We start from the raw sequence: 14,192 nt of genomic DNA, 5'->3' as shown, positions 1-14,192 counted from the left end.
GCCTGCGTACACACGCTGGGTGAATCGTCGACTCGCCCGAGGTGTCGCCGCATCGGCGGCGGCCCTCGGGCTCTCACCCAACGCCGTCACGATGATCAGCGCCGGCCTCTCCGCCGTCGGGCTCGCGATCATGATCGTCGTCGAGCCCTCCTGGTGGTCGGCGCTTGCGACGGGAGCACTGCTCGCCGCTGGCTACGTGTTCGACTCGGCCGACGGGCAGGTCGCTCGACTCACGGGCACCTCGAGCCCCGCCGGCGAGTGGCTCGACCATGTCGTCGACGCGATCCGCACTCCGGCGATCCACCTGACCGTGGCTGTCGCCGTTCTTCTTCACCGCCCGGATCTGGTCTGGCTCGCCGTGATCGCGATCCTCTTCACGCTGATGAGCGTGGGGCAGTTCATGAGTCAGATCCTCGCCGAGCAGCTGGTGCGCAACACCGGCGGCGAAGCGGCAGAGGCGTCAGGCACCCGCAAGTCGCTCGTGCTGCTGCCCACCGATACCGGCGTGCTGTGCTGGAGCTTCGTCTTCTGGGCCGCTCCCCCACTGTTCCTCGTCGTCTACGGCGCGCTCTTCCTCATCAACACGGTGCACTCCGCGGCGTCGATGCGCAGGAAGTACCGCAAACTCACCGTTCGCTGACTCTGAGGAGTCGCCCCGCGACCCACCGTCTGGCCGCCGCTCGCGCACTCGCACGGGCGGCGGTTCGGCGTTCGCCGCCTGTCAGGAACCCGTCCCGACCTCGACCTTGGCCGCCGCTCGCGCATTCGCCCGGGCGGCGGTTCCTCGTTCGGACCGTGCGGGGAAGGGCCAGCCGATTCCGGCGGCATCCCGCCGCCCGTGGCGCACACGACGCTCGGCGACGGCGCCGAGCACCGCGGTGTCGATGGCGTCCGCCTCTTCCTTCAGCCAGCGGATCTCGGTCGTCGTCGTGTCGTGCTCGCGGGCGACGACCACCACCGACTGCGACAGGCGCAGTCCGGCGAGGATGCTCGCGGGGTGCGCCGACGACGGCAGCACGAGGAACGTGAGCGTCTCGTCTCCGGCGCTGCCGATGGCCGCGTGCGTCTGCTCTGTGAGAAGCAGATCGCCCTGGCGCTCGTCACCGGCGTCGGATGCGGTGAAGACCCGCAGCGCCGGGACGACCGTCGAGACGGCCGCGCCGCCTTCGGTCTCTTCCAGGTCGAGCGCGCTCGTGAGATGCTCGCGGAAGTCATCGCTGCCCGCCGGAACGATCAACTGCACATCGTGCCCGACCTGGGCGGTCACGACGGCGAGGTTCACCGCGGTCGGCGAGGTCTCGTCGGAGTGCGTCGCGTCGATCACGAGCACCGTGGTGCCGAGATAGATGTCGACGAGCAGACGCTCGCGCGTCACGCGGAGCGCGTCTGCCGCGGCCCCCTTGGCGGGCACGTCTTCGCGGTTCGCGTCGAGCGTCGCGAAGACGGGTGCTCCGAGCGCGCGTGTCATCTCTGCGGCGTTCCGCAGGCGGCGGTCGAAGGGGTTCCAGACGAAGGCGGCGATGATCCCGACGACGAGTCCGGCCGCGAGCCCGGTGAGCAGGGTGATCGTGCGCCCGGGAGCGAACGCGAGCTCATTGTCCTCCGCGGCCGAGAGCACGATGCCGCCCGTGGTGTCGACGCTCTGCAGGCCGTTCCGCTGGGTCAGCAGTCCGTCGAGCTCGGTGATGATCTGCTGTCGCTGGGTCGTCGCCTGGGCGAACGCCGCGCTGTTCGGATCCGCGGAGACCAGCTGCTGGTTCACCTCGCCGAGCGTCGTGTTGAGAGCGTCGATCCGCTCGTTGAGGTTGGTGACCATCACGGTGATGCGCTCCTGCGCCTGCTCGCTGCGGAACGACAGGTAGGCGGATGCCACGGCGTCCGCCCCGCGCACGGCGGCTGCGGCTGTGGGGGCGTCGTAGTCCACGGTGACGACCGCGGCACCGGAAGACGTGGCGACGGTCGAGGCGCTGCGGATCTCGCTCGCCGACGCGTCGCCCTTGAGAAGGTCGGCCGCGCGCGACGCCACGACGTGCGATCGTGCGATCGCCGTCTCGGTCGCATCGTCGAGCAGGCCGGATGCCGCGCGCTGCGCGCTGAACGGCTCGGTGGTGATGACGTTGAGGTTGATCGTCGTCGTGGCGGTGACGGTCTGCGGAGCGAGCAGCAGATAGCCGCCGGCGGCGAGCGCGCCGAGCACGGTGGCCACGACGAGCAGCCGCCACTGCCGCTTGAGCACGAACACGTAGTGCTCGAATCCCAGAGTCGCGGATGCTGCCTGATCGTTGGTATCCATGGACGAATCCCCCTCGCCTTCACACTGCCGCGGAGTCGTCCCCAGTTTTTCCGCCTACATAACAGCCTGTGCGCCTATCCTAGGGGCGAACCCTGGGGACTTGGAGGACGGGTGAACTCGCATATCGCACTGGCGGGCGGGGCACGATCGCTCACGCCCCCTGCGGGCACCCTGCGCTCGGAGCTGCCGCGGTGGCCGTTCACAGCCATGCTCGCCTTCTTCCCCCTGTGGTGGGTGCTCGGCTTCGCCGAGATGGCATGGATACCGCTCGCGGCATGCATGGTCGTCCTCATGGTGCGCAGAGGCGGCATCCAGGTCCCGCGGGGTTTCGCGATCTGGCTGCTCTTCGTCGTGCTCATGTGCGCCTCGGTCATCGGCGTCGACACGTCGGGACGCATGATCGGGTTCGTCTACCGCGCGCTGCTGTACATGATGATCACGGTGGTCTTCGTGTACGTCTACAACGCGCGCGAGACGCTCACCCTGCGCTACGTGCTGGGGGTGTTCACGCTCTTCTGGCTCTGGGCGGTGCTGGGCGGATTCGCGGGCATCGTCGCACCGGAGTTCTCGTTCCGCACGCCGCTCGGCTACATCCTGCCGCAGGGGCTCCAGTCCAACGAGCTCATCGGCGAGATGGTCGTGCGGCGGCTCACGCAGTACAACCCCGACAGCTGGCTGGCGCTGGATCCGCGCCCGTCCGCACCCTTCCTCTACACGAACGGCTGGGGGAACGTGTACTCGATCACCCTGCCGATGGTGGTCGCGTACCTCACGGTGATCCCGCGAGGACGACGGTTCTGGCTGCTCCTCCTGGCGATCCCCCTCTCGCTCATCCCCGCGTTCCTCACTCTGAACCGCGGCATGTTCATCGGCCTGGCCGTCGCCGCCGCCTACCTCTTCGTCCGCTTCGCCCTCGCCGGCAAGCTGCGAGCCGTCGGGCTCCTCAGCGTCATCGGCGTGATCGCCGGAGCGGCCGCCGTCGCGCTCGACATCGGCAGCAAGCTCACCGACCGGGTGGAGACGAGCTCATCCACCGAAGACAGGGCGAACCTGTACGAGGAGACGTTCGTGCGCACTCTCCAGTCGCCACTCTTCGGTTACGGCGCCCCCCGCCCGTCCTTCACCGACGGCGCACCGTCGGCCGGCACGCAGGGCCACCTGTGGATGGTGATGTTCTCGCACGGCTTCCCGGCGCTGATCTGCTTCGTCGCCGCCCTCGTGTGGATGTTCTTCGCGACACTGCGCACCGGCAGCACCGCTCTGATGATCCTCAACACCGTGCAACTCGTGATCCTCGTGGAGATCTTCTTCTACGGCGTGCTGCCGAACGGGCTGATCCTCACCTTCCCGGCGGCGGCTCTCGCGATGCGCGAGCTGCGGAGCACATCATTGTCCCCGCCTCCGACCCTCCGCTAGGATGGACCGATCGCACTTTTGGGGAAGTGCGACGTCTACCAGACTTTGGGGAGTCAATGGTGCAACCGCTAGTGAGCGTCGTCATGGCGACGCGCAATCGTCCGCAGCTGCTTCGACGCGCTGTCGCGTCCGTCTTCGCGCAGGAGACGGTCCAGCCGATCGAGGTGGTGCTCGTCTACGACGGCACCGACATCGATGAGCTGACCGACCTGGATCGAGGGCCGCACACGTTGCGTGCCGTCAACAACTCTCGCACTCCCGGCCTCGCGGGCGCGCGGAACACGGGGATCCTCGAGGCCTCCGCCGATCTCGTCGCGTTCTGCGACGATGACGACGAGTGGAAGCCGACCAAGCTCGCCGCCCAGCTTCCGCTGTTCGACGATGAGAAGGTCGTACTCGCCGCCACCGGCATCGAGATCCACTCCGCCGGGGGCACGCACGCTCGGCTCTCGCCGGCCTCGGTGACACTCGACGATCTGCTCCGCTCGCGCATCACCGAGCTGCATCCCAGCTCGTTCGTCGTGCGCGCCGATGCGCTCCGCGGTGCCATCGGGCTCGTCGACGAAGAGCTGCCCGCGTCATACGGTGAGGACTACGACCTCCTGCTCCGGGCAGCCAAGGCCGGCCGCGTGGTCGCTGTTCCCGAGGCGCACACCATCATCCACTGGGACCGCACCTCTTACTTCAGCGAGAAGTGGCAGGGCATCGCAGACGGCCTGAGCTACCTCCTCGCCAAGCACCCGGAATTCGTGCGCAGCGGAGAGGGCCAGGCTCGCATCGAGGGTCAGATCGCCTTCGCTCACGGTGCGCTGGGCGATCGTCCTCGTGCCAGGTCGTGGGCCCGGCGCGCGATCGGGCACGACATCCGTCAGCCGCGCGCCTATCTCGCGATGGTCGTCGGCATGGGCCTCGTCTCCGGCGAGCGCGTGGTCTCGGCGCTGAACAAGCGCGGCAGAGGCATGTAGATGCCTCGCCTGTCCGTGATCGTGCCCGCCTACAACGCGGCGGGCACCATCGCCTCAGCGGTCCGATCGACGGTGCGCGCGCTTCCGCGCGACGCCGAGGTCGTGATCCTCGACGATGGCAGTGTCGACGGCACCGCAGACGCTGCGCGTGCGGTCGACGATCCTCGGGTGCGAGTGCTCTCTCGCCCGAACCGGGGGGTCGCCGCGACGCTCAACGACCTGCTCGACGCGACCGACAGCGAGTTCGTCGCGCGCATGGATGCCGACGACATCGTGCTGCCCGGTCGGTTCCGCCGACAGCTGCGTGCGATGGACCACGGCGTCGACGGCGTCTTCAGCACCGTCGTGACGTGGGGTTCGGGGCTTCCCGGAGTACCGCGGCCCTCCGGCATCTCGCCCGAGGACTTCGGCATGCATCTGCTGCTGACCAACCCGGTGGCGCACTCGACCTTCCTCGGTCGGCGCTCTGCGGTGGTCGACGCCGGCGCGTATCGCGAGATCCCCACCGAGGACTACGACCTCTGGCTGCGCATGGCCGCCCGCGGTGCTCGTCTGCAGCGGCTCGCGATCCCCGGGCTCGCCTACCGCGTGCACCCCGGCCAGGTCACGGCCTCCGCCGACTGGCGGCGGTCTTCGTGGCAGAACCCCGACATCGCCGAGGCCTACTCCGCGCTGGCTGAGCGGTTGCTCGGATCCCCCGCGGTCCGCATCACCTCGCTCTCGATCGATGACAGCCGCACGGGGGCCGACAAGCTCGCCGAGGTCGATCGGTTCGCGGCGGACTTCGCTCAGGCGATCGAGGCGCACTCGCAACCCGCTCAGCGCGCGCTGCACCGCAAACTCGCTGAGCGCCGTGCGTGGCTCGCGAATCGCGTGCGGCAAGAGGCGAGTGACGGCGGCGCGGCAGCACCGACCACTGCGACGGCGAGCCCGCGGCAGACCTATCGAGAGGCGGTCGCCGCCGATCGCCGGGCGAACGCGTCGTACCCGAAGAGCCGCTTCATACTCCGCTGGTTCCGTCGCGCTCAGCGCTGGCGCGCGGAACGAGGCCCGCTCGCGCGGATCCTCTTCCTGATCGTCGGCGGCTCCTACAAGGTGGCGACCGAGGGGTTCATGGGCATCGAGCTCCCCGTGAGCACCCGCGTGGGCCCGGGCCTTCGACTGCGTCACGGTGTCGGGATCGTCGTCAATCCGGCGAGTCGTATCGGCGCGGGCGTCATGATCAGGCAGGGCGTGACCCTCGGCAACCGCAAGAGCTCCGACGACTGTCCGACCATCGAGGACGGCGTCGAGATCGGGGTCGGCGCAGTGATCATCGGCGCCGTGACCGTGGGCGCGGGTGCGAGGATCGGTCCGAATGCCGTGGTCTTCAAAGATGTGCCTGCGGGCGCGATCGTGCTCTCGCCCGCCGCCGAGATGCGCGTCTGAATTCCTCAGAGCGAATATCCAGCAGTCCGGCATACTGTTATATGGCCGCGGCGTGATTTGACCGTGGCAAGTAGGTCATGCTGTGATGAAAGCGTTATTTTCCGCGGAGGGGGTTCCGACGGATTGAGTTTTCCGAAATATGAGCATCTCCCGAAAGACGTCTCTTGCCGCGCTCAGCGCGGCCATACTCACCATTTCCATTCTCGGCGGGGCACCAGCTGCCACCGCCGCCGATGATAAAGACCTGCCCGGTTGGATCCATCAGGAGGACGTCGATCTTTCCGACGCCAGCCGGTGGACTCTCGAAACCGGCCAGGCTGCGAACACCTCGTCGTACGACATCCCGAGCAATGTGTCGTTCGGTTCGAGCGGACTGACTGTTCGAGGGGCCGCCGAGTCTCGCGGCAGCGCCGCGTACACCTCGGGTGACGCGAAGGGTCTCGACATCGTGATCCCGAACTACTCCCGTGTCGAGGTCACCGGCTCCGTGCCGTTCGGCCCCGGGCTCTGGCCGGCTCTGATGTGGCTGCGTCCGCTCGACAGCGCTCATGGCGAGATCGACCTCATGGAGGTCTTCGGCGATGACGCTCGCCCGGCAGCGACACTGCACAACGAGTACGGTTCCACGCACCGCAGCCTCCAGGGCTCTGTGCGCTGGGAGCAGCTGCCGAACTCCAATCCCACTGGCGTGCACACGTACGTGATGGAGAAGACGCCGAACCGCATCGTGATCAGCGTCGACGGCCACGTCATGCTCGACGCGGGTCCGGAGGACGTGCGCCCCGGCTTCGACTGGAAGGCCATCTTCGAGCGCCCCGGCGCGACCTGGTACCCGCGTGTGACACTGCAGATCGGCTGCCCGCCGCTCGACGTGGGCTGCGGTATCGGCCTGCCCGCCACCGGGTGGAAGGGCGGGCAGATGAAGCTCGAGACCCTGAAGATCTGGCGCATGGCAAAGCCGGGCGAGCAGCAGCCACCCGTGGTGGAGCCTGCACCGCAGCCTCCCGTGGTGGAGCCTGCACCGCAGCCGCCTGTCGTGCAGCCGCCTGTCGTGCAGCCGCCTGTCGTGCAGCCGCCTGTCGTCCAGCCGCCCGTGGTCGAGCCTCCCGTCGTCGAGCCGCCTGTCGTCGAACCTCCGGCTGACGAGGCCGGAACCTTCGCTCTGCGTCCGGGTCAGGAGATCCGTCACGACTACCAGGGGGCGGACACCGAGGGCACCGAGGGTTCCGTCACGTTCACCGTTCCCGAGAACATCGGCACGGGAGTGATGTACAACTCGCTGCAGGCGCTCTCGTCGGACGACGCGAAGAACGGCTACCGCGCCACGGTCACGCTCAAGGCGTCGGGCAGCATCCGACTGACTCTTGCGAAGGTCACGGCCAACAAGACCGAGGTCCTGAAGGACGTGGTCGTCGCGGGTCGCGGATCCTACGAACCGGGCGATGACGTGCGCGTCTCGATCCGGGTCATCGACGGCAAGGTCCTCGCGAAGGCGTGGGCCGCCGACGCCAATGAGCCCGACTGGCAGCTGAGCGCTGCGGGCGGCGCCAGTGCGGCGACGGGTGACGGCATCCGCATCATGGGCTACCTGTCGAAGGTCGCGCCCAACGCCGTCACTGCGCCGTGGTCGGAGCTCAGCGCCCAGCTGCGCTAGAGCTCACCCGGCTTCATGGCCTCAGCGTCGATGGCGCGGAGGACACGGATCGCGGCGGTGTCCGGCTTCGGCTCGGACACCGCCGCTTCTGTGCGCACGCGGCGCGACGGTGCATAGACGACCAGCGAGTGGAAGAGGAAGCGCGCGAAGAACGCCACGATGAGCGACAGGCCGGTGGCCAGCACGCTCGAGATGTGCCAGGTTTCGACCATCAAGGCCATGACCGGGATCCGCAGGGCCGCCTCGACGTTGTTGAATGTGAACGACGCGGCGAAGCGGCCTCCGAGCCCCCTCGCGTTCGTGCGCATGTCGGCGAAGACGAACTTCTCCTGCAGGATGAAGTTGCCGATGATGGTGACCTCGGCGCCGATGATCGCGGCCCAGATGTACGGGACACCGAGGGCCGTGAGCGCCCACATGATGCCGAGGTTGGCCACGGCGCCGATCACACCGATCAGCGCGAAGAGCGACATCTTGCCGAATCTCAGACGCGCCAGATGGGCGACGAACGTCGCCCCCTGACGAAGGCTCGCCTTCGAGGTGCCGTGACGTCTCTCGGCGAACTCCATCGGGATCTCCGCGATGCGGAGATCCGTGCGCGCGAGGATCTCGAGCAGGATCTTGAAGCCCTGCGGCTTGAGCGAGTCGAGGTCGAGGCGGCTGCGGTCGACGAGGAAGAACCCGGTCATCGGGTCGGTGCTGCGGGCGAGTCGGATCGGGAACATCGCCCGGGTGAGCCAGGTCGCGGCACGGGAGACCCCGAAGCGCACGGCGGTGCCGAGGCCGCTGGTGTCGCCGCCGCCGACATAGCGCGAAGCCGCGACGACATCGGCATCGCCCTGCGCGTGCCGGGCGAGCAGCGCGGGCAGGAGCTCGGGCGGATGCTGCAGATCGCCGTCCATGACGATGCAGAGGTCGGATGCCGCGGCGCGCAGCCCCACGACGACCGCGCCGCCCAACCCACCGGTGTTCTCGTCGCGGTGGATGACCCGCACGGGGATCGGAGCGTCGGCGGCCACCCGCTCGACCTCCGTCGCGGTGTCGTCGACGCTGTCGTCGACGAAGACGATCTCGACGTCGTATCCGGCGAGAGCCGAAGCGGTGCGTGCCACGAGTTCCACGACGTTGTCACGCTCGTTGAAGGTCGGCACGATGACGGTGACCCCTGTCGCCACGAGCATCCCCCTTCGCCTGTGCGCGCGATCGCTGCGGCATCCATAGTTCCACGTCAGCCTGTGCACAGCGAAACCCGTTCCTGCTACACTCCGAGAAGGCGGCTGTGGGAGTCGCTGAGCGGATGGGGATCCGCTCCTGGGGAATCAACTGATCTGGGGAGATCATGGGGACGCGCATCGGCTATGCCGTTGGTGCCTTCGACCTGTTTCACGTCGGGCATCTGAACCTTCTTCGTCACGCAAAGCAGCACTGCGATGTTCTCGTCGCCGGTGTGGTCAGCGATGAGATGCTGCGGCAGGTGAAGGGCATCGAGCCCGTCATCCCCACCGCGGAGCGGGCGGAGATCGTTCGCCACATCTCGTTCGTCGACGACGTCTACGTCGAGACCACTCCGTCGAAGATGGATTCGTGGCGCGACGTGCAGTTCACGCACTTCTTCAAGGGCGATGACTGGCGAGGTACCGAAAAGGGCCTTCGGCTCGAGCGCGAGTTCGCGGTCGTCGGTGTCGAGGTCGTGTACTTCCCGTACACGGCCCACACCTCGAGCTCGTCGCTTCGCCGTGCTCTCGACGCGATCACCGCGGCGGCGACGCCGGGTGGCGTGTCCCGGGGCGGCGCGGCTCTCGCCACCGTCTGACGCACGACGGGAGGTCGACGCGTCAGTTCGAGACGCCGAGCAGGCTCCGCGCCATCCGCGCGACGTGCGGAGGCGTGTGCGCACCGAGCCACACCGTCCACTGCTCCGGCGGCTCCGCACACGTCCACTCGATGAGCCACGAATGCACCGCATTCGCGAGACGCTCACCCTTCGCGCGCTGACGCACTCCGTCACCGCGCAGCAGCCATCGCACCGACACTCCCTCGGGCACGTCGATGTGGCGGAACTGTATGCGCGCAGCGGCTTCGAGCAGGATGACGCCCGAGGCGTCCCACGGCAGCCGTGCGGCGATGTCGGCGATCACCACCGCATCGGCCGCATCACCCGCGATGAGCACAGCGCCCTCGATGCTCTCCCAGTCAGGATCGTCGAGGTGCTCGCGTGCGTGAGTCATGCCACCACTATAGGTAAGGCTCCCCTTACCTATCAATGCTGCATTTCGGCGCCCGTCCAGGTGAGCGGCTCTAGGCTTGAGGCATGACTTCTCCTGCAGAATCCGCGATCACCATGTTCGGCGCCGACTGGTGCCGTGACTGCATCCGCACCAAGAAGCAGCTCGATGCCCTCGGCGTCGACTACACCTATGTCGACCTCGTCGCCGATCCCTCGGCAGCCGATGTCGCGAAGGAGATCTCGGGACGTACGAGCATCCCGGTCGTGGTCTACCCCGACTCCTCGCACCACGTCGAGCCGTCGAATGCCGACGTCGAGACGAAGCTGCGCGAACTCTCCCTCATCTGACCCTCGGGTCGACAGCGCCTCTCGGAGAAACGATCCGGCAAAGGCGCCGCACGCGCGGCATAAGCTGGGATCCCGTCCGAAGGAGCCGCCGATGACCTCTGCGACCACGCCGTCCACCTCGACGTCCACTGAAAAGGTCGCGGACACGCCCGCGGATGCGACTGCAGGGCTCGGCGACGCGGAGCGGGCGAGGCTCGACGCGGCGATCGGCGCGCTGCAGATCGGTTCGCGCACCTGGTCGACCCTGACGCTCGCTCAACGGGTCACGCTCTTGCGCGGCGTGCGGACCAGCGTTTCCGCGGTCGCAGAGGAATGGGCGACGACAGCGGCGGCGTCGAAAGGGCTGGACTCGCGACACCCGCTGCGCGGTGAGGAATGGCTCAGCGGGCCGTACAGCGTGCTCGGCGCGCTCGACGCATACATCGAGACCCTCTCGCGCCTCGCGGCCGGAACCAACCCTCTCGACGGCATCCGCATCGATCGCGCGCCGGGTGGGCGCACCCGAGTGCATGCCTTCCCGCTGACCGGGATCGACCGTCTGCTGCTCGCGGGTTTCGACGGCGAGGTCTGGCTCGAACCCGGTGTCACGCCGAACGCTGCACGCGCGAACGCGGGTCTGGCCCAGCGGACCCCCCGCGAGTCAGGAGGTGCAGGCTTGGTCCTCGGGGCCGGCAACGTCACGTCGATCCCTGTTCTCGATGTGCTCTATGAACTCCTCGCGCACAACCGCACGGCCCTGCTCAAGCTCAATCCCACGCAGGATCCCCTCGTGCCGGTGTACACACGAGCCTTCGCGCCGCTCATCTCGCTGGGCCTCATGCGCATCGTGCGCGGCGGACCGAACGTGGGCGAGTACCTGACCGCGCACCCGGACCTCACTCACGTGCACATCACGGGCTCCGCCCAGACATTCGATGCGATCGTGTGGGGCACCGGCGCCGCCGCGGCGCGACGCCGCAGTGAGAATCGCCCACAGCTCGAGAAGCCGATCACGGCAGAGCTCGGCGGCGTCTCGCCCATCATCATCGTGCCCGGCGAGTGGACTCCGGCGGATCTCACGTATCAGGCCGAGCATGTGGCGACCATGCGCCTGCAGAACAGCGGACACAACTGCATCGCGGGCCAGATCGTCATCATGTCCTCCGACTGGGCACAGGCAGACCAGTTCCGCGCAGAACTGCGGCGTGCCTACGCCAACGCTCCCGAACGCTCCACGTGGTACCCGGGTTCGTCGTCGCGCATGGATCGTGCAGCCCAGGACTACCCCGACGCCCTGGCGCTCGGAGACCGGATGCTGGTCGAGATCGGCCCCGGCGACGACGCCTCGGCGCTCCAGAGCACGGAGTACTTCGCGCCGGTGCTCGGAGTCGTCACGATCGGGGGCCACGGACAGGAGTTCCTCGACGCCGCCGTGGCCTATGCGAACGACCGGCTGGCGGGAACGCTCGGCGCCAACCTGCTGATCGACCCCGCGACCGAGAAGTCGCTGGGCAGCGGCTTCGGCCGAGCGATCGCCGCGCTGCGGTACGGATCGATCGCCATCAACGGCTGGACCGCCTTCGCGTTCATCACTCCCACCCTGACCTGGGGCGCATTCCCCGGCAACACGCTCGACAGCGTGGGCAGCGGCATCGGGGTCGTGCACAACGCGCTGCTCCTCGATCGCGTCGAGCGCTCGGTCCTGCGGGCCCCCTTCCGCCCGTTCCCGCGCTGGGTGCCCGGATCGCTGCGACCTTCCGGACGCCGCAGCCGCCGCACGATCCTGCCGAAGCCGCCGTGGTTCGTGTCATCGCGCACGGGAGCGGCGGTGAGCGAGGGCCTCACGCGCTTCCGCGCCGACGGCGGGACCCTCGGACTCGTGAAGACGCTCGCGAAGGCGCTGCGCGCCTGAGTCATGCCGCGCTCTGCCCGGCGCCGATCTCGGGCAGAATGCCCTTCGCGACGCTGTCAGACGGCGAAGCGGTCGGTCGCCTCCCGCAGAGCGGCCTGGATTCCGGGTTCCGTCGCCGAATGGCCCGCATCGTCGACCGCGACGAAGTCCGCCTCGGGCCAGGCACGATGCAGGTCCCACGCCGTCATCATGGGGGTGCAGACATCGTGGCGGCCCTGCACGATGACCGTGGGGATATGACGGATGCGGTCGACGCCGGCGATCAGCTGGCCTTCGGTCCACCAGCCGCGGTTCACGAAGAAGTGGTTCTCGATGCGGGCGAACGCGGTGGCGGTGCGCGGATCGGACATCGCCTCGATCTGCGCGGCATCAGGGCGCAATGTCACGGTCGACGCCTCCCAGCGCGACCAGGCGACGGCCGCCGGCTCATGCACCGCCGGGTCGGGGTCGAACAGCCGCCGGTGATAGGCCTCGATCATATGTGAGCGCTCGAGCACCGGGATCTGCGCGACGAACTCCTCCCACAGATCCGGGAACAGCGCCGCGGCACCCCCTTCGTAGAACCACTCGAGCTCTTCGCGGCGGAGCGTGAAGATCCCGCGGAGCACGAGTTCGCTGACGGCATCCGGATGCGCCTGCGCGTAGGCGAGGGCGAGAGCACTCCCCCAGGATCCCCCGAAGACCTGCCAACTGCGGATGCCGAGATTGCGGCGCAGCAGCTCGATGTCGGCCACGAGATGCGGCGTGGTGACGAAACGCAGATCGGTGTCGGGTGCGCTCGCGTGCGGAGTGCTGCGACCGCACCCGCGCTGATCGAACAGCACGATCCGGTACCTCTCGGGATCGAAGAATCGACGCTGCCAGGCTGAGGTACCGCTGCCCGGACCACCGTGCAGGAACACCACGGGTTTGCCGTCGGGATTCCCACTCACCTCCCAGTACACGCGATGCCCGTCGCCGACGAGCAGCTCGCCCGTCTCGTACGGTTCGATCGGCGGGTACAGCGCGTCGAGCGTCATGTCCTCAGCCTCACAGGTCGCCGGCGGCTGCGGTGAGCGGCGCGGCGCACACATCGAGACCGTTCTGGTAGCCGTTCGCAAACCAGTACTTGCGCTGTTCGCTGGTGCCGTGCGTGAAGCTCTCGGGATTGACCGAACCGGAGGACTGCTCCTGGATGTTGTCGTCCCCGACCGTGTTCGCGGCGTTCAGCGCGTCTGTGATCTCCGCCTCGGTCGGCTCCAGCAGGTAGGGGACACCGTCCGGGTCCTTCTCCTGGGTCATCTGCCCGATCCAGGCGCCGGCATAGCAGTCGGCCTGCAGCTCGATGCGCACGCCATTGCTGTCCGGGCCGGTGCCGTTGTTCGGATACTGATCCATCACGCCGGTGATGTACTGGATGTGGTGCCCCCATTCGTGACCCACGATGTAGAGCTGAGCGAGGTCGCCGGCGGACGCCCCGAACTGCTGCTGCATGAGGTCGAAGAACGTGGGATCGATGAAGACCGTCTCATCGGGCGGGCAGTAGAAAGGGCCGACCGCGTTCGACGCGGTGCCGCAGGAGGTGGACGTGGCGCCGTCGACGATGACGAGCTGCGGCGGACGATAGGGGTCGATGTAGTCCTCCCAGTAGCCGTCGAGCGCGAGCTGCGAGGCCGCCACTCGGCAGTCGACATTCTCGTTGGCGTCTTCACCGGTCAGGCAGTTCTCGATCACGCTGCCCTCTGACGGCTCCGCTCCGCCACCCGCGCCACCCGTGCCGCCGAGCAGCCCGGTGAGGTCGATGCCGAGCAGCGGGCCGGCGATCAGCGCGATGATGCCGAGCAGGCCGACACCGCCCGCTCCGGCGACGACGGCACCGCGTCCACGGCGGCGAGCGGTGTTTCCGGAGACGTCGGCGTCGGGATTGAAGGTCATGCCACGAGGGTACTCTGCGCACCGATTCAGGGGCACATCGGCGCCCTGTCGGTCGT

General features: G+C 68.1%; 13 protein-coding genes. 8 read left to right on the top strand and 5 right to left on the bottom strand.

The genetic code is table 11. The features are described 5' to 3' along the window. Positions 1-19 precede the first annotated feature (19 nt). Entirely contained in the window at positions 20-640 is a 621-nt protein-coding gene (locus AC3WS6_RS04800; protein WP_492499926.1) for a CDP-alcohol phosphatidyltransferase family protein, read from the top strand. 81 nt (positions 641-721) lie between these two features. Here the strand turns inward: AC3WS6_RS04800 and AC3WS6_RS04795 are convergent, their stop codons facing one another. Then, positions 722-2,293, bottom strand: coding sequence for a Wzz/FepE/Etk N-terminal domain-containing protein (locus AC3WS6_RS04795; RefSeq protein ID WP_492499925.1), 1,572 nt, complete (start codon positions 2,291-2,293; stop codon positions 722-724). A 111-nt stretch (positions 2,294-2,404) separates the two neighbouring features. On the opposite strand from AC3WS6_RS04795, the gene AC3WS6_RS04790 reads away from it, so the two are divergent. The 4 genes from AC3WS6_RS04790 (at position 2,405) to AC3WS6_RS04775 (ending at position 7,756) form a co-directional block, all read left to right on the top strand. Further along, the gene (locus AC3WS6_RS04790) at positions 2,405-3,709 is read left to right on the top strand and encodes an O-antigen ligase family protein (RefSeq protein WP_492499924.1); all 1,305 of its coding nucleotides are present in this window, start codon (positions 2,405-2,407) and stop codon (positions 3,707-3,709) included. 56 nt (positions 3,710-3,765) lie between these two features. Next, entirely contained in the window at positions 3,766-4,674 is a 909-nt protein-coding gene (locus AC3WS6_RS04785) for a glycosyltransferase family 2 protein (RefSeq protein ID WP_492499923.1), read from the top strand. Next, positions 4,675-6,102: a glycosyltransferase gene (locus tag AC3WS6_RS04780; protein WP_492499922.1), complete on the top strand. Its 1,428-nt coding sequence runs from the start codon at positions 4,675-4,677 to the stop codon at positions 6,100-6,102. It begins immediately after the preceding gene. Between the two features lie 139 nt (positions 6,103-6,241). Then, positions 6,242-7,756 (top strand): glycoside hydrolase family 16 protein, encoded by a 1,515-nt coding sequence (locus AC3WS6_RS04775; RefSeq protein WP_492499921.1) that lies wholly within the window; start codon positions 6,242-6,244, stop codon positions 7,754-7,756. On the opposite strand, the gene AC3WS6_RS04770 is transcribed toward AC3WS6_RS04775, so the two are convergent. Beyond that, complete coding sequence (locus AC3WS6_RS04770; protein WP_492499920.1) at positions 7,753-8,937, bottom strand: glycosyltransferase; 1,185 nt, start codon at positions 8,935-8,937, stop codon at positions 7,753-7,755. The two genes, AC3WS6_RS04775 and AC3WS6_RS04770, sit on opposite strands and share 4 nt — an antisense overlap. A 158-nt stretch (positions 8,938-9,095) precedes the next feature. On the opposite strand from AC3WS6_RS04770, the gene AC3WS6_RS04765 reads away from it, so the two are divergent. Beyond that, entirely contained in the window at positions 9,096-9,569 is a 474-nt protein-coding gene (locus AC3WS6_RS04765) for an FAD synthase family protein (RefSeq protein ID WP_492499919.1), read from the top strand. Positions 9,570-9,591: 22 nt separating this feature from the next. Here AC3WS6_RS04765 and AC3WS6_RS04760 read toward each other — a convergent pair whose 3' ends face one another. Further along, positions 9,592-9,984: an SIP domain-containing protein gene (locus AC3WS6_RS04760; protein ID WP_492499918.1), complete on the bottom strand. Its 393-nt coding sequence runs from the start codon at positions 9,982-9,984 to the stop codon at positions 9,592-9,594. Between the two features lie 83 nt (positions 9,985-10,067). Between AC3WS6_RS04760 and AC3WS6_RS04755 the strand changes: the two genes are divergently transcribed. Beyond that, positions 10,068-10,331 carry a glutaredoxin family protein gene (locus AC3WS6_RS04755; RefSeq protein WP_492499917.1) on the top strand — a complete coding sequence of 88 codons (264 nt, stop codon included), beginning with the start codon at positions 10,068-10,070 and terminating at the stop codon, positions 10,329-10,331. A gap of 91 nt (positions 10,332-10,422) precedes the next feature. Then, complete coding sequence (locus tag AC3WS6_RS04750; RefSeq protein WP_492499916.1) at positions 10,423-12,222, top strand: aldehyde dehydrogenase family protein; 1,800 nt, start codon at positions 10,423-10,425, stop codon at positions 12,220-12,222. A gap of 56 nt (positions 12,223-12,278) precedes the next feature. Here AC3WS6_RS04750 and pip read toward each other — a convergent pair whose 3' ends face one another. Together pip and ypfJ are read right to left on the bottom strand one after the other, a co-directional pair. Beyond that, the gene (gene pip / locus AC3WS6_RS04745; RefSeq protein WP_492499915.1) at positions 12,279-13,241 is read right to left on the bottom strand and encodes a prolyl aminopeptidase; all 963 of its coding nucleotides are present in this window, start codon (positions 13,239-13,241) and stop codon (positions 12,279-12,281) included. Between the two features lie 10 nt (positions 13,242-13,251). Further along, positions 13,252-14,136 carry a KPN_02809 family neutral zinc metallopeptidase gene (gene ypfJ, locus AC3WS6_RS04740; RefSeq protein ID WP_492499914.1) on the bottom strand — a complete coding sequence of 295 codons (885 nt, stop codon included), beginning with the start codon at positions 14,134-14,136 and terminating at the stop codon, positions 13,252-13,254. Between the last annotated feature and the right edge of the window lie 56 nt (positions 14,137-14,192).

The organism is Microbacterium sp. EB106-03-03-XG65 (genome assembly GCF_058791955.1).
Note: the sequence above shows the minus strand (reverse complement) of the source record. Positions and strands in the feature narration are given on the sequence as shown.